Annotated in this window: 14 protein-coding genes and 1 pseudogene; 10 read left to right on the top strand and 5 right to left on the bottom strand. The window is 72.7% G+C overall.

Annotated elements, in window-relative coordinates; translation table 11 throughout:
• Positions 1-39: 39 nt before the first annotated feature.
• From ACWH4W_RS31170 to ACWH4W_RS31155, 4 genes are read left to right on the top strand one after another with little or no spacing between them, the layout of a single operon-like run.
• Positions 40-1,218, top strand: a complete 1,179-nt coding sequence (locus ACWH4W_RS31170; RefSeq protein WP_473079144.1) for a tyrosine-type recombinase/integrase — start codon at positions 40-42, stop codon at positions 1,216-1,218.
• Positions 1,208-3,460, top strand: a complete 2,253-nt coding sequence (locus ACWH4W_RS31165; RefSeq protein ID WP_473079143.1) for a tyrosine-type recombinase/integrase — start codon at positions 1,208-1,210, stop codon at positions 3,458-3,460. The genes ACWH4W_RS31170 and ACWH4W_RS31165 overlap by 11 nt, the downstream gene beginning before the upstream one ends.
• Positions 3,457-3,864 carry a DUF6262 family protein gene (locus tag ACWH4W_RS31160; RefSeq protein ID WP_473079142.1) on the top strand — a complete coding sequence of 136 codons (408 nt, stop codon included), beginning with the start codon at positions 3,457-3,459 and terminating at the stop codon, positions 3,862-3,864. Before ACWH4W_RS31165 ends, ACWH4W_RS31160 begins: the two co-directional genes overlap by 4 nt.
• 51 nt (positions 3,865-3,915) lie before the next feature.
• On the top strand, positions 3,916-5,058 hold the full coding sequence (locus ACWH4W_RS31155) for a DUF6183 family protein (RefSeq protein WP_473079141.1): 1,143 nt from the start codon (positions 3,916-3,918) through the stop codon (positions 5,056-5,058).
• A 256-nt stretch (positions 5,059-5,314) separates the two neighbouring features.
• Here ACWH4W_RS31155 and ACWH4W_RS31150 read toward each other — a convergent pair.
• Positions 5,315-5,695, bottom strand: a pseudogene (locus ACWH4W_RS31150) (hypothetical protein); the annotation flags it as partial.
• Positions 5,696-6,128: 433 nt separating this feature from the next.
• Here ACWH4W_RS31150 and ACWH4W_RS31145 point away from each other — a divergent pair.
• Entirely contained in the window at positions 6,129-6,710 is a 582-nt protein-coding gene (locus tag ACWH4W_RS31145) for a TMEM165/GDT1 family protein (protein WP_473079140.1), read from the top strand.
• 226 nt (positions 6,711-6,936) lie between these two features.
• Positions 6,937-7,602, top strand: a complete 666-nt coding sequence (locus tag ACWH4W_RS31140; protein WP_473079139.1) for an HAD-IA family hydrolase — start codon at positions 6,937-6,939, stop codon at positions 7,600-7,602.
• A gap of 24 nt (positions 7,603-7,626) precedes the next feature.
• On the opposite strand, the gene ACWH4W_RS31135 is transcribed toward ACWH4W_RS31140, so the two are convergent.
• Positions 7,627-9,171, bottom strand: coding sequence for a peptidoglycan-binding domain-containing protein (locus ACWH4W_RS31135; protein ID WP_473079138.1), 1,545 nt, complete (start codon positions 9,169-9,171; stop codon positions 7,627-7,629).
• Between the two features lie 159 nt (positions 9,172-9,330).
• Here ACWH4W_RS31135 and ACWH4W_RS31130 point away from each other — a divergent pair, with 159 nt between their 5' ends.
• The gene (locus ACWH4W_RS31130) at positions 9,331-11,421 is read left to right on the top strand and encodes an MDR family MFS transporter (RefSeq protein ID WP_473079300.1); all 2,091 of its coding nucleotides are present in this window, start codon (positions 9,331-9,333) and stop codon (positions 11,419-11,421) included.
• A gap of 21 nt (positions 11,422-11,442) precedes the next feature.
• On the opposite strand, the gene ACWH4W_RS31125 is transcribed toward ACWH4W_RS31130, so the two are convergent.
• Positions 11,443-11,937, bottom strand: a complete 495-nt coding sequence (locus ACWH4W_RS31125) for a GNAT family N-acetyltransferase (RefSeq protein ID WP_473079137.1) — start codon at positions 11,935-11,937, stop codon at positions 11,443-11,445.
• Between the two features lie 176 nt (positions 11,938-12,113).
• On the opposite strand from ACWH4W_RS31125, the gene ACWH4W_RS31120 reads away from it, so the two are divergent.
• Positions 12,114-12,788 (top strand): hypothetical protein, encoded by a 675-nt coding sequence (locus tag ACWH4W_RS31120; RefSeq protein ID WP_473079136.1) that lies wholly within the window; start codon positions 12,114-12,116, stop codon positions 12,786-12,788.
• Between the two features lie 5 nt (positions 12,789-12,793).
• Positions 12,794-13,633: a hypothetical protein gene (locus ACWH4W_RS31115; RefSeq protein WP_473079135.1), complete on the top strand. Its 840-nt coding sequence runs from the start codon at positions 12,794-12,796 to the stop codon at positions 13,631-13,633.
• On the opposite strand, the gene ACWH4W_RS31110 is transcribed toward ACWH4W_RS31115, so the two are convergent.
• Positions 13,630-14,070 (bottom strand): DnaJ family domain-containing protein, encoded by a 441-nt coding sequence (locus ACWH4W_RS31110; protein ID WP_473079134.1) that lies wholly within the window; start codon positions 14,068-14,070, stop codon positions 13,630-13,632. The genes ACWH4W_RS31115 and ACWH4W_RS31110 overlap by 4 nt on opposite strands.
• 103 nt (positions 14,071-14,173) lie before the next feature.
• Between ACWH4W_RS31110 and ACWH4W_RS31105 the strand changes: the two genes are divergently transcribed.
• Positions 14,174-14,566, top strand: coding sequence for an FHA domain-containing protein (locus ACWH4W_RS31105; protein WP_473079133.1), 393 nt, complete (start codon positions 14,174-14,176; stop codon positions 14,564-14,566).
• A 19-nt stretch (positions 14,567-14,585) separates the two neighbouring features.
• Here ACWH4W_RS31105 and ACWH4W_RS31100 read toward each other — a convergent pair whose 3' ends face one another.
• Positions 14,586-15,263 carry an O-methyltransferase gene (locus ACWH4W_RS31100; RefSeq protein WP_473079132.1) on the bottom strand — a complete coding sequence of 226 codons (678 nt, stop codon included), beginning with the start codon at positions 15,261-15,263 and terminating at the stop codon, positions 14,586-14,588.
• Positions 15,264-15,328 lie beyond the last annotated feature (65 nt).

The following is a 15,328-nucleotide window of genomic DNA, read 5'->3' as shown; positions in this document are numbered from 1 at the left end:
CAGCGGTGAGGTGTCGCTCACAGAGAAGACAGTGGGGGTGTGGTGGCGGGTACGCAGCGGGTTGTCACGGAGGAAGGGGCGACGTGGACGGTCCTCGGCGAGGATTTCCGCGTCGCTGAGCCCGTGGAGCAGTACCTGGAGTACCTGAGATCGAGGGACTGCTCGCCCAACACCGTCAGGAGTTATGCGCGGGGCCTGGCCCTGTGGTGGACGTTCCTGGAGCGGCGGGCACAGCCGTGGGACGCGGTCGGAGTGAGTGAACTCGGCACCTTCGTCGGGCAGTTGCGCCGAGGCGGCGTGGCTGAGGACGTGGTGCCGCTCCACGACGGGACGAAGGCGGCCGACGCGACCGTGGCGAGCCGGGCCCGTGCGGTCATGGGGTTCTACCGCTACCACGCAGCGCGCGGTGTGGAGGTCGCCGGCCGACTGTACGAGACGGTGCAGGCCAGGCCGGGCAGCTATCTGCCGTTTCTGGAGCATGTGGCGCGCAGGAGCGGGCGTCGTTCGAGCGTGGTCAAGGTCCGTGTACGGACGAAACCGGTACCGGTGCTGCTCCCCGGTCAGATGGCGGCGATCCGCGACGCGGAGGCCTCCTGGGGCCCGGCGGGTGCGGTCTGGTCGGGCGAGCTGCGGTATCGCCTGCTCTGGGCGCTGCTGGAGGAGACCGGGCTGCGGCTCGGCGAGGCGCTCGGCCTGCGGCATCGCGACTGGAAGACCGGCACGGGTACCACCGCGCAGATCGAGGTCGTCCCTCGCGAGGACCATCCGTACGGTCTGCGCGCCAAGAGCGGCCACCGTCGCGTCTTCGTCGGGTCCGCCCTGGACCGCTTGTACGGGGACTGGGTCTGGGCGCTGTGCGAGGCCGGCGCCGACGTCGAGCTGGACGACTGGGACGACGCGTACATCTTCTGCAACCTGCACCGCGGGCGCAGGTTCGCCCCGCTCCGGCCGGAGAGCGTCTACAAACACCTGACCGCACGGAAGAAGGATCTACCCGGCTTGCCTCCGCACATGACACCACACTGGTACCGGCACACCCACGCCACGGCCCTGCTGCTGTCCGGCGTGCCGATGCATGTGGTCAGCCGGAGACTCGGTCACACGGACATCCAGACCACGATCAACACGTACGCCCATGTCACGGAGGACGCCGAACTGAGGGCGTGCGCGGACTGGCAGAAGATCACGCAGACATGGGGGGCCGGTCATGACTCCTGATCCGGCCGGGACCGTGGCCCTGCCGCAGCAGCGGGACGCGGCGCCACGGGTACGGGAGCGAAACCGGCGGGACAAGCGGGATCCACGGTTGCCGATCGCCGAGCTGTTCAGCGTGGAGCGGGCGAGGCGGCTCTGGGAGAGCCTGCCGGAGGAACATCGGCAGGATCACTTCGATGCCGCCAACATGCCCGAGGACTACCTCTCCGCGTTCAGCAGGCGGACGATCGACAAGGAACGCGGCTGGTTCACGCAGTCACTGAGCCTGCGAGGGCTGCCGGAGCCGATGCTGTGGGAGCTGGCCTGGTGCGTGCACCAGCAGGTCGCCGACGGATACAGCATCAACACCATGCGTATGGGGGAGCTGCGTCGCGGGCTTGTTCTCGCGGTGGAGCACGGGAGTCCGGCTGCGCGATCAGCGTGTTCGCTCACGGCTCTGACCCACGAGGAGTGGGGGCGGGAGGTCCGTGGGGCCTTGATGCGCACGAACGCCTCGGCCAGTTCCCACCTGCCGGTGTTCGTCGAGAACGGCCTGAAGCATCTCCAGGACCGCCTCGCCCACGCCTACCACGACGGCGAGTGGTGGCGTCTGAACGTCTGGAATCCGGCGCTGGACCAACGCATTCCGCAGAGGGAGCACGAACCGTACGGCCGGACGGTCGCGAACTTCAGCCAGCTGACCACGGACTGGTTCCGGGAGGCTGCGAAGTGGTGGCTGTCGGTGCAGTTGTCGACGGAACGGTACGTGTGGTCGTCGGTCAAGAGCCGCCTGGACCATCTGAAGCGGTTCCAGTGGTACATCGACCAGGTGGGATGCGTCGGCCCACACCTCGTGGACAACCCGGAGGAACTGCGGACCTGGCTACGGGGATTCGTGGACCTGCTCAACAACCACACGGCGATGACCGGCGCGAACAAGGGCGGCCGGCTCGCGAAGAACAGTCGGCGGGGCCCGCTGGTGACCATCGAGGCGTTCTACCGCTGGATGTACGACAACCGTGCCGAGGCCGTCAGAGTGCTCGGTGACCGCCGCTGGGGCACCCTCGGTGCGCACCACTCCGTGCTGTTCCGGCTGGAGGACAAGCCGCGGCTCACCAACCAGCCGCCGGACGACATGGCCCTGGAGGACGAGGTGATCAGCAAGATTGCCGCAGGTTCCGGAGTCCTCGCGGCTCCCAAGGGCGAGGGTGGCCTCGACGACCGGCAGGCTTTCCATGCGCTCATGCTGCTGATCCGGACCGGCCGGCGCATGAACGAGGTCCTGATGATGGACTTCGAACCGCTGCTTCCGCTCCTGACGGCGGGCGGGCAGGAGGGCAAGGAACCGGACGGATTCGTGGCCCGGCTCACCTACCAGCAGACGAAGATCACTGGCGGGGATCCACCGACGATCCCCGTCGACCAGGAGATCGTCGACATCGTCCGCCGCCAGCAGGAGTGGGCTCGGGAATTCATCGCCATCCAGGGCGCCCCGGAGGGAACGGATCCGCGCTACCTCTTCCTGCAGACCAAGAACAACCGGCTCGGGAGGAGGCCCTACGCCTCGGCGACCTTTCACAGTCGTCTCCGCGAGCTGACCAGGACCCTGGCGATCACCGACAGCGTCGGCCGCCCCGTCATGATCTCCAAGACGCACACCTTCCGACACACCCGGGCGACCGACCTGATCAACGCCGGGGTCCCGATCCACGTCGTCATGCGCTACCTGGGACACGTCACCCCGGCCATGACCATGCACTACGCGAAGACCCTGGCGGTCACGGCCGAGCGCGAGTTCCTCCGCTACAAGAAGGTGACCGCCGACGGCCGGACCGCCGAGGTGGACCCGAGCGACCTCTACGACCTCCTCCACCTCGACCGACGTGCCGACCGGGTGCTGCCCAACGGCTGGTGCATGCTCCCGCCCAGACAGGTCTGCTCCAAAGGCAATGCCTGCCTCACCTGCGACAAGTTCGTCACCGACGCCAGCCATCGCGACGAACTACAGCACCAGCTCGACCAGACCGAAGCGCTGATCGCATGCCGTCAAACCCAGTTCACCGCCCGCCACGGCGAGCCGATGGGTGAGGACAACATCTGGCTCGCCGGCCGCCTCGCCGAGACCCGCGCTCTGAACAAGGTCCTCGTCGCCTTGGACCAGGTCAGTGTCCACGAGGACGGGCAACTCCGGGCAGTTCGCGGAGCCGGCGCGGCCGATCGCCCTGAACCGCCGTCTACCACCCATCAGCAGGAGCCGTCCGCATGACGCCGCTGCCCGAACACCTCCGCAAGGCCACCAGCGCGCGAACGCAGGAAGCCGACAAGCGGGCCCGCGCCGCGCTTGCCGAGCTGGCCAAGGCGGGCAAGCCCATCAGTTTCACCGCAGTGGCCCGCCAGGCCGGGGTGAGCACTGACTTCCTTTACCGGAGTCCGGACCTGCGCACCCGGATCGAGCGGCATAGGGCCAAGACCGGACCGGTTCCGGCGGGGCCTGCGGATCCTCCGGGCGACTCCTCGACCTCGGCTGCCGTAAGGGCGCTGAGCGCCCGCCTCGCGCGGCAGAAGGAGGCTCACCGTGAGGAGGTGACGAGACTCCGCCAGGCGCTGGAGATTGCGCAAGGAGAGAACCTCGGCCTGCGAAGGCGTCTGGCTCGCTATGAGGCCGACTGAGGCCGCAGAAATGACCTGACCCTCCGGCCGGCCCTCCCCTAGGCTCACGGGGTGAACGACCGCATACAGAAGATCGTGACGCGCCTGCCCGAGCTGGAGAACGTGACCGAGGTGTGGGATGTGGCCGAGCGAAGGCTCGATCAGGGTGATGTCGCGTTCGTGGCCGATCTCGGCATCGCCCTGGCCGACCGATACGGTTCCTCCGCCGCTCAGGTCTGGCAGTACCGCAGTGTTTTCGACTGTCTCCTCCGCCTGCTGACTACGACCTCGGGCCAGGAGTACGTCGAGCAGGCGTTGCGGCTCGTGTCGGCCGTCTCGCCGGGCAATCGAAAGCTGGCCCGCTACGCGGCGTCCCTCCTCGCCGGTGGCCAGACCCCGAAGGACCTGGGCACGGCCTTCGTCGGCGGCGGTTCACGCGCGGCAGCCTCGGAGGAGCTGCGCGCCTGCCTGGTGCAGGAGCTGGTGCTCAGGGGGGTCGCGATCGCGGACTCGGCGGCGATCGAGGCATGGGCGACTTCACCGCACTGGAGCCATCATCCGCTCGCGGGGCTGCCGCTGGAGTTGTTGGTGACCGAGGAGATGCCACCTCTTCCGAGGTACTCAGTGGGCGGGGCCAGTCATTCGATGCCTTACTGGCCACAGGACGGCCCCGGTGCCGCGCTGGGCAGCGTCACGTCCCTGCCGCACGTGACCGGGACAACGACGGAGGAGTTCAGCGAGACCGCTGCCGCGGCGGTGGCCAACTGGGCGGAGGAGTCCAACGGCCGCAGCGAGGCCGGGACGTACGAGTCGGCGGAGCCGGTTGAGGCGGAGATCCTTCCCGGGCTGTTGGCGGCACTGGGGCTGGAGTGCCTGAGCGGCCTTGGGCCAGGCAAGCGCTTCACCCTCTCCGCCTGTCGACCGGACCACGCTTGGCGCATGCTTTTCGCGGCGGCATCGGCCGGCGGCGCGTACAACGACGGTGTCTACGGCGCTTATGGGCGACTGGCCGCCTGGCGTTCCCTCACTGCCCTGTCCGGAGCCTCCACGACAGCGCCGGTCGGCGAAGTGGAGAGAGCCGTCCAGGAATGTGACTGGTACAGCTTTGGGGCCGCCACGGAGTGGTTCGAGCGCGTGGCGTGGGACATAGGGCTGGTCTCCGTCGCCCCGGGGGCTCGGCGCATCGCTGTGCTGGCAGCCACGGACACGGACTGAGCCCGCTAGCGCCGTCTCGTCATTCCTGAGGTTTCCTGCCGTGCTCAGGTATGACCACGTCCCGTGAAAACCGAGTGGGCAGTAACAGCCACTGCGCTCCGAAGAGCTCGGTGGCGCATGTCGAAAGGGAGATCGGGGTCACGAACGTGCCTGGCGTACACGCGGAAGCTCATGGGCTGATCATCTCGCGGTCGTCAGTTGTCGGCGATATGCCGTTGACCTTTTGAGCTGCGAAAACACCGATTCAGATCGTCACAGCTACGGATACCAGGTGGTCGATGTCCACGTCGGAGGCGGCGGACCAGGTGGCGCCGTCGTACGGGGAGTACCAGCGGCCGCTGGTGGCGGCGCAGGCGGAGTCGGTGACGACATCGGTGCCGTCGCGCTTGAGGACCGTCTCGCGGGTGTTGCAGCTGCCGCTGACGGTGCTCCAGTGCGGGAACAGGTCGCGGTCGTAGCCGGTGCGGCTCTCGGTGCGCACGGGGAGGGTGGCGAGGTAGCCGCGCGCGGTGGCGGCGCTCACCGGGGTGGGGAGGGCGGCGGAGGCGGCCGGGGCGTTGAACAGCCCGGCGGAGGCTATGAGTCCGGTGAGCGCCGCGGCTATGCTGAGCCGTCGACGCGCGTAGAGCTTCGACATGCGAACTCCCTTGAGGGGTGCGGGTGTTGGCGTGCGTGCAGGGGGATGCTCGCGACGCCGTGTTGCCGGGAGGCGAGGGTCCGGCAAGAAGTTAATGACGTGCTCATGACATGTCTACGGCCCTGGTGTGGAGTTTCCGCGCACGGTGGTGCGCGGCCGGGCCCGGCGTCCGTCTCCCGGGTCCTGGCGGGCCTCGCGTACGATGGACGGCGCAGAAGGGGAGTAGCCCTGTGTCGGACCGTCGACATACTGCTCAGCCCGCCTGAGCCGGCGCCCGGAGGCAGGCCCGTGAGGGGCCTGCCGGCGAGACCTTCGGCAAGCAGTGCACGCCCGCGCCGTACGGCACGGGCGCCGAAGTGTGCTGCCGTGCCGAGGCGTCTTGCGCGCAAGCTCATCGCTCTCGGCGGGGCGGCCCCGACCGATTGAGGAACCGTTGATCAGCCTGACCGTGACGGCCGTCGTCTTCGGCGTCGTCTTCCTGGCCGAACTGCCCGACAAGACCGCGCTCGCCGGTCTCGTCCTCGGCACCCGCTACCGCGCCTCGTACGTCTTCGCCGGCGTCGCCGCCGCCTTCGCGGTGCACGTCGCGCTGGCCGTGGCGGCGGGCAGTGTGCTGACCCTGCTGCCGCAGCAGCTCGTGCACGCGGTCACGGGTGTGCTCTTCCTCGCCGGCGCGGCGATGCTGCTGTTCAAGAAGGACGAGGGCGAGGAGGAGATCCGCAAGCCGGAGGACCAGTCCTTCTGGAAGGTCGCCGGGGCCGGGTTCATGCTCATCCTGGTCGCCGAGTTCGGCGACCTGACGCAGATCATGACGGCCAACCTCGCCGCCCGCTACGACGACCCGCTCTCGGTGGGCCTGGGGGCCGTGCTGGCGCTGTGGGCGGTGGCCGGTCTCGGCATCGTCGGCGGCAAGGCGCTGATGAAGCGGGTGCCGCTGAAGCTGATCACGCGGATCGCGGCGCTGCTCATGCTGGGCCTGGGCGTGTGGAGCCTGTGGGAGGCGGTCGCCGGGTGACCGGGGTCCGTCCCGTCGGTGAACACCCGGTGGGGACGGTGGCGGGACGTGGGGTACGTTTTGTACCGTGGATGAACAAAGTGGCTCCCGCCCGTTCTCCCTGACCGGCGGGCGGGGCCGCTCTGTCCCGCACGGAATCCGTTCCCACGGTCCGCACGGGGTCCGTCCCCACGGTCCCGTACAGGATCAGCCCCCGCGGTCCCGCACCCCCGCCTTGGAGCAGCCGATGACGGCCACCACCGCCGTACTCCCCGCCCGCGCCCTCCTGCTGGACATGGACGGCACCCTCGTCAACTCCGACGCCTCGGTCGAGCGCATCTGGCGCCGCTGGGCCGAGCGCCACGGGCTGGACGGCGACGAGGTCATGAAGGTGGTGCACGGCCGACAGGGCTACGCCTCCATGGCCCTGCTGCTGCCGGACCGGCCCATGGAGCAGAACCACGCGGAGAACGCCCGGCTGCTCGCGGAGGAGACCGCGGACACCGAGGGCGTCGTCGCGATACCGGGCGCCCGTGAGTTCCTCGCCTCCCTCGACGGGCTGCCGCACGCGCTCGTCACGTCGGCGGACGTCGCCCTGTCCACGGCGCGGATGGCCGCCGCCGGGCTCGAACAGCCCGCGGTGCGGATCACCGCCGAGTCGGTCGGCGCGAGCAAGCCCGACCCGGAGGGCTTTCTGAAGGGCGCGGCGGAGCTGGGCGTCGACCCGGCCGACTGCGTCGTCTTCGAGGACTCCGGCGCGGGGATCGCCGCGGGGCGCGCCGCCGGGATGCGGGTGGTCGGCATCGGCCCGCGGGCCGGCTTCCACCAGCCGGACGTCGTCGTCCGGGACCTGACCCAGGTGCGGGTCGAGCGCACGCCGGAGGGGACGATCCGGCTGCACGTCTCCGCGTGAGGGGCGACCGGCGGCGCGGGCCTGTCAGGGCGCCTGGGTCTCCGTCTCCAGGCGGCTGCGGGTCTGCGGGCCGTACACACCCAGTTCCTCGGTGATGCCGCGGGACCACTGGTAGTGGCGCACGCCTTCCTCCACCCGGTGGCTGTACCGGCCGTCGAGGTCACCGTGGTACAGCCACAGCCGGCGCAGACGCTGCTGGAGTTCGACGACCTCCGGTCCCCGGTCGCCGCGCCGCAGCACGGGGGCGGCGCCGACCGGCTCCTCCGGCTCCGGGGCCGCCGCGGGCGCGGAGGACGCGGCGTCGGCCGACGGGGTCGCCGACGGCTCGGCGGACGCGGACGGGCTCGGCGCGGAACTGGACGCCGAGGGCGACGGGGACCCGGACGCGCTCGCACTCGCGCTCGCGGAGGGGGAGTCCGACGCGGACGCGGACGCGGTGGGGGAGGCGGACGAGGCGTCGGGGGACGGCTCCGCCGAGGGGGCCGCGGACGACGCGTCCGGCACGCTCGCCCTGATGTCGTCCGGTGCGGCGGTGTTCCGCGACGGCGTGTCGTACGAGAACAGCCCGCTCGCCCAGCCCGCCGCGCCCAGGACGGCCACGACCGCGCCGGACGCCGCGATCAGCGCGCCGCGCCTGCGGCGGTCGCGCGGCGCGGCGGCGCCGGGCCGGGGGACGGCCGTTCCCGCGGGCGCCACCGCTTCCACGGGCACCGCCGCTTCCGCGGGCACCGCGCGGAGCGGACGCGTGGCGTCGTCGAAGAGGCCCAGATCGTCGGCGTTCGGCCGTGCGGTGCCGGGGGCGAGGGGCGTGGGCAGCACGGACGTGCGGTCGTCGGCGCCGGGGGCGACGGTCTTCCCCACGGCCGTGGCGTCGTCGGGTCCGGGTGCGGCTGCCGGGGCGCCGGGCGCGGCCGCGGCGCCGGACTTCCCGGTGCCGGGCGCAGCGCCGTCGGGGCGGACGGCGCGCAGCGTCATGGTGGCGTCGGGCGCCCCCGGGCCGGCGGCTTCCGCCGGCGCCCGCCGTCCGCCGGGCGCGCCGGTGCCGGCCCGGTCGGCGGTGGCGGGTGCCGCGTCGGTGTGGCCGCCGGTGCGCGCGGCCCCCGCGCGGGGTGTTCCGGTGCGGGGCGTCGCCCCGGCGCCGGCGGCTCCCCCCGCTCCGGCTCCCCCCGCTCCGGCTCCCCCCGCTTCGGACGCGGCCGCGGAGCCGGGCGCTGCCCCGCCGGTCTCCGTGGCGTCGGGGTGTACGGCCTCCGGGGCCGCGGTGGCGTCGGGCGCTCCCGCACCCCCGCTCACGGGTGTCCGGGAAGCCCCGGGCGCCTCGGGGGCGGGCGGCGCGCCCGGTTCCGTCGCCCGGGGCGACCCGTCCGGCGTAGTGCTGCCCGGACGGCCGTCCAGGTCGACGTAGGGGCGTATCCGCAGGGGGTCGAAGTCCTCCGCCGCGGCCGCCTCCGCCGTGCGGGCGTCGCGGAGGGCGTCGGAGGCGCGTCGGGTGCAGCCGCACGACGGAGTGTTGTCGGTGTTCCTGGGCGCACCGCATTCCGGGCACGGGTGCCCGTCCGGCTGGTCCACGTGTCATCCCTCCCCTCGCGAACTCCAGAGATTATGCAGATCATCTTCACACTCGCGTTCGCGCGCCCCCGGAATGAGAACTTCCGGTAGGACTCGACAGGCCATATGCGGTCACTCCGACCACGATGGAGGGTGGAACGAGAACCTCTGGAGGTCTGCATGGCCGGGGACGCGCACCGTTCGGAGTCGGACACGGGACCCGCACGGCCCGCACCGCCGGACGGTTCGACGGGGACGGGCGGCGCCGGCGAGGACCAGGTGTCCGGCGGCGTCCTGCTGTCGATCGGCGCGCTGCTGCTCGGCCTGCTGCTGGCCGCCCTCGACCAGACGATCGTCTCCACCGCCCTGCCGACCATCGTCAGCGAGCTGGGCGGCCTGGAGCACCTGTCCTGGGTGGTCACCGCCTACCTGCTGGCGTCCACGGCCGCGACCCCGCTGTGGGGCAAGCTCGGCGACCAGTACGGCCGCAAGCGTCTCTTCCAGACCGCCATCGTCATCTTCCTGGTCGGGTCCGTGCTGTGCGGGGTGGCGCAGGACATGGCCCAGCTGATCGGGTTCCGCGCGCTGCAGGGCCTCGGCGGCGGCGGACTGATCGTGCTGTCGATGGCGATCGTCGGCGATCTGGTGCCGCCCCGCGAACGCGGCCGCTACCAGGGCCTGTTCGGGGCGGTGTTCGGCGCGACGAGTGTGCTCGGGCCGCTGCTCGGCGGGCTGTTCACCCAGCATCTGAGCTGGCGCTGGGTGTTCTACGTCAACGTGCCCGTCGGGATCGTCGCGCTCGCCGTCATCGCCGCCGTGCTGCACATCCCCCGCCGGTCGGCCAAGCACGTGATCGACTACCTGGGCACCTTCCTCATCGCCTCCGTCGCCACCTGTCTGGTGCTGGTCGCCTCCCTCGGCGGAACCACCTGGGCCTGGGCGTCGCCGCAGATCATCGGACTCGCGGTGCTGAGCGCCGTGCTGATCGTCGCCTTCGTGGCGGTGGAGCGCCGGGCCGCCGAACCGGTGCTGCCGCTCAAGCTGTTCCGCGTGCGGACCTTCACCCTGTCCGCCGTGATCAGCTTCATCGTCGGCTTCGCGATGTTCGGCGCGCTGACCTATCTGCCGACCTTCCTCCAGGTGGTCCACGGCATCAGCCCGACCCTGTCCGGGGTGCACATGCTGCCGATGGTGGCGGGCATGCTGCTGTCCTCCACCGGCTCCGGGCAGATCGTCAGCCGCACCGGCCGCTGGAAGGTGTTCCCGATCGCGGGCACCGCCGTCACCGCCGTCGGACTGCTGCTGCTCCACCAGCTCGACACGCAGAGCTCCACCGCGGTGATGAGCGCGTTCTTCTTCGTCTTCGGCTTCGGCCTCGGCCTGGTCATGCAGGTCCTGGTGCTGATCGTGCAGAACGCCGTCCCCTACGAGGACCTCGGCGTCGCCACCTCCGGGGCGACCTTCTTCCGGTCCATCGGCGCCTCCTTCGGCGTCGCCGTGTTCGGCGCGATCTTCGCGGGCCGGCTCGACGACCAGCTCACCGCCGCCCTCCGCGGCGCGGATCTGCCGCCCGGCGTCTCGCCCGGGACGCTGGAGGCCGACCCGCGCGGCATCGACGCGCTGCCGCCCGCCCTGCGCCCCGCCGCGCTGGACGCCTACTCCACGGCCATCACCGACGTCTTCCTGTACGCCGTGCCGTTCGCGCTGCTGGGCTTCGCGCTGGCCTGGTTCCTGAAGGAGGACCCGCTGCGCGCCTCGGTCACCGCGCCCGACGTCTCCGAGACCCTGGCCCCGAACCCGGTGGAGCGCTCCTCGCACGACGAGGTGTGCCGCGCGCTGTCGGTGCTCGCCACCCGCGAGGGGCGCCGGGAGATCTACCGGAGGATCACCGACCGCGCGGGCTACGACCTGCTGCCCGCGTCGAGCTGGCTGCTGCTGCGGATGCGCCGCCACGGCTCGGTGGAACCGGCCCGGCTCGCCGAGCGCAACCCCGTCCCGCTGGACGTCGTCCTGGAGGCGTCGCGGCAGGTCGAGAGCCGGCACCTCGCCGTGCGCCGGGGCGTGGACATGATGCTCACCGACGAGGGCCGGGAGGTGAGCGAACGGCTGGCACGGGCACGCGAGGAGTCGCTGGCCGAGCTGCTGGGCGACTGGTGGGAGGCGGACCGCCCGACCGACCTGGTGCAGCTCGTGCACGAACTCAACGACGAGCTGTGCGGCTCCCGTGACGAACGCCCCCGGGGCGCCCGCGCGGTGACCCCGGCGCGCTGAGGGCCGCCTGCCCGCCCGGGCTCAGGCGAGCCGCTTGGCGAACCAGTGCTCGGCGTACGGGTCGTCGTTGTGCGGCTCGGTCTCCGTGTAGCCGAGGCGGGCGTACAGGGCGCGGGCCTCGACCAGGTCGCCGCGGGTGTCCAGGATCATCCGGCGGGTGCCGCGGGCCCGCGCCGCCTCCTCGGCGGCCCGCACCAGCAGCGCCGCACCGCCCCGGCCGCGCAGCCGCTCGTGCAGGAACACCCGGGTCAGCTCGGCGGCCGTGCCGTCCGGTGACAGCCGGATCCCGGCGCTGCCCGCCGGCGCGTCCGCGTACCGCGCGATCAGCAGCAGCCCGCGCGGCGGGACGAGGTCGGCGCCCGAGGTGGCGGCGATCTCCCGCTCCAGCTCGTCCGGGTCGGTCCGGCGTCCCTCGTGCAGCAGGTACCAGCGGTCGCTGACCTCCGTGTAGTACGCCCGCCAGAGCGCGAGGGCGGCGGGCGAGTCGGGGCGTTCCGGGGCGACGGTCCAGGTCATGGCGGCATTGTCGGTCCCCGACAGCACGTCCGCGCAAGCGAGTTGGGGCGGCGGGGGTGCCGGCGGCGGGCGCGGGCGTCTGCACCGCGCAGTTTGTGCGCGGTGCATCGGGCAACCCGATGGGCGAACCGGCTCGCGAGGAGTGCCGGTTGGGACGAGAACCCCCGGAAGGCATCATGTCCACTGGCCTGATCATTGCGTTGATCGTGATCTTCGCGGTCGTTGTCGCCGTCGCGGTCGTCCTGACCCTGCGCGCACGCGGCCCGCGACACGGAGCGAACCTCAAGCGGCGCTTCGGCCCCGAGTACGAGCGTGCCGTCGCGCGGCACGACGGGGACACCAAGGCCGCCGAACGGGAGCTGGCCGAGCGCGTGGAGCGCCACGGCTCCCTCCAGGTACGGCCGCTGGAGCCGGCCGAGCGCGAGCGCTACGAGGCGCGCTGGACGGCCGCGCAGGAGCGGTTCGTCGACGCCCCGCGCGAGGCGGTCGTCGAGGCGGACCGGCTGATCGCCGAGCTCGCCGGCGCGCGCGGCTTCCCCGCGGGCGGGCAGTACGAGGAGCAGGTCGCGGCGCTGTCCGTGCACCACGCCCACCACGTCGAGGGCTACCGCCGCGTGCACCGCGTCGCGCGGGCCCACCCGGACGGCGCGCACGACGGCAGCGCCGGCACGGAGGAGATGCGCGAGGCGATGGTCGAGGCGCGGGCGCTGTTCGAGGAACTGGTCCGGCCGTCACGGCACGACGGCGCACGCCGTGGCGTCGCCGGCGGCCGTGCCGACGCCCCCGCCACCCACCGCGGCGGGCAGCGCACCCCGTCGCTGCTGCACCGCCGCCAGGCGAAGGAGAGCTGATCGTCATGCCCGACGCACCCCGTCACACCCAGGACACCTGGATCCCCCGGAGCCAGGGGGCCGCCCCGGACGCCCCGGCCACCGGCCCCGCCTCCGCGGACCCCGGCCACGAGGCGGCCACGCTCGACCGCAAGACGGACGCCGCCCGTGCGGGGGACGCCTCCCCGAGCCGTGGGGGCGCGGACCCCACCGCCGGCTTCGGCGGCACGGACGCCCCGCGCGGCACGGACACCCTGCCGGGGGGCACGGACACCGCGCACGGCGCGGGCAGCGGATCCCCGGTCCGCGGGCACGACGGTACGGAGACCTCCGCCGCCCCCCGCGGCACGGACACCGGTTCCGCCGGGACCGGGAGCCCGCTGGTCGCCGCCCACCCGCAGACCGGCGCCCCCGGCGCCGGCGCCCGCACGACCGACCGCACCACCGTGCCCGGCCCGGACGGCGCCGGCGCCCACACGCCCGGCACCGGCCCGGACGGCGCCGGCGCCCACGGCTCCGCACCCGGCGCGAAGGGAGGGTCCGGGCACACCGGTCACCACGGCCCCGAGGCCCGTCTGCTCACCGACGACACCTGTGACCGCCTCTCCGCGCAGCTCCGGCAGGCCGTGGCCGGGTTCGTGGACCGGCCGCGGGACGCCGTCGAGGAGGCGGACCTCGTCCTGCACGAGCTCACCGAGCGGCTGACCGACGCGCTCACCGAGCGCCGCCGTGCCCTCGCGCAGAACTGGCGGACGCCCGCCCAGGGCGACCCGAAGGACGGTTCCGCGCCGGCCGCCGACACCGAGCAACTGCGGCTCGCGCTGCGGGACTACCGCGAACTCGCGGAGCGCCTGCTGACCGTCTAGCGGCCCGGCCCGCCCTGGTCGCCCTGTCCGTCCGACGCCGCCCGGCGCTCCCGCCACCGGCGTACGACGTCCTCGACGTCGTACGGCTTCTTGCCCAGCGGGGGGCCGGGCGGCGGCTTGAACATCATGTCGCTGATCCTCGCGTTGATCTCCGCGAGGATCTTCCGCACGATCCGCTCGGAGGGGGCCGCGAGCGCCGCCTCCAGCGCGTCCTCGGCCTCCTTGCGCAGGGCCAGCGTCGGCGGCAGCACCGACATGCCCTCGCGGGCCATCTTCCGCTTCACCCACCACAGTTCGTCGTAGGCGTCCTCGACCTCGCGCGGCAGCGGCCTGCCCGCGCCCTCGAGCCGTTCGAACTCCCCGCGCGCGTCGGCGTCGCGGATCTGTTTCTCGACCCAGCTTTCGAAGTCGACGCCGGGTGGCTTCCGCTCGGTCATAGGGCCATTGTGCCGGACGCGGTACGGCCGGGCGTTTTATCATGCGGCGGCGGGCAGCCGATCCGGCCGCTCCGGCCCCCGGGACCTCTCAGGAGGAGCGCACGTGCTCGAACTCACCATGGCCGCGGTGTCCGCGGCGGAAGCGGGCGCCACGGCCGGGATGCTCATGGCCGACGCGCCCAGCGAGCCGGGCACGGTGCTGCGGGTGGGCAGGGACGCGTCCCTGTGCCGGCTGACGACGCCGGACGACTGGCTGTTCGTGTCCCGCGCGCACCTGGAGTTCCGGTGCGCGCAGGACGGCGGCTGGCACCTGACCTGGCTGCGCGGCTCGCTGCCCGAGCCGTCGTCCGAGGTGCGGCTGACCGTCGGGGAGCACACCCGGCCGGTCGCGTACGGCGGGACCGTGCCGCTGCCCCGGGGCGGCAGCGGGGAGATCGTGATCCAGGACCGCACCACCCCGCGCAGCGTCAACGTGGGCTTCTACCACGAGGTGTGAGGCGCCCGTACGGCTCCGCTCACGCCACCACGCGCGCCAGCGCGAACCCGTCGTACCCCTTGGCTCCGACCGTCTGCAGCGCCGTGGCGTCGAGCCGCGGGTGGCTGCCGAGCAGGTCCAGGGCGGCGCGGGTGCCCACCACGTCCGGGTCGGTGTTCGCGGGGTCGGCGATCCGGCCGCCGCGCACCACGTTGTCGAGGACGATCAGGCTGCCCGCGGCCGTCAGCCGCAGCGCCCACTCGACGTAGTGCGGGTTGTTCGCCTTGTCGGCGTCGATGAACACCAGGTCGAACGGCGGCGGGTGCTCGTCCGCGAGCTTCGGCAGCGACTCCAGCGCCGGACCGACCCGCACCTCGACCCGCCCGGCGAGACCGGCGCGGGCGATGTTGCGGACCGCGACCTCGGCGTGCCGGGGGTCGTACTCCAGGGTCACCAGCCGCCCGTCGGCGGGCAGGGCGCGGCCCAGCCAGATGGTGCTGTAGCCGCCGAGCGTGCCGATCTCCAGGACGCGCCGGGCGCCCTGGAGCCGGGCGAGGAGCCGGAGCAGCTTGCCCTGCAGCGGGGAGACGGCGATGGGCGGGAGGCCGGCGGCGTCGCTGTCGCGCAGCGCCGCCGCCAGGGCCTCGTCCGGGTCGTCGCCCAGGAGCTGCCCGGTGAGGTGGTCGTCCACCGCGTTCCAGGTCCGCGCCTCGCTCATGCGGGTGTGCCTTCCGTCGGGCCGGCCGGTCCTGCCCGGCCGGATCGGCTGTCGAAGATACGGGG

Source organism: Streptomyces sp. DSM 120436, assembly GCF_055778765.1.
This window is presented reverse-complemented; position numbering and strand designations above follow the sequence as displayed.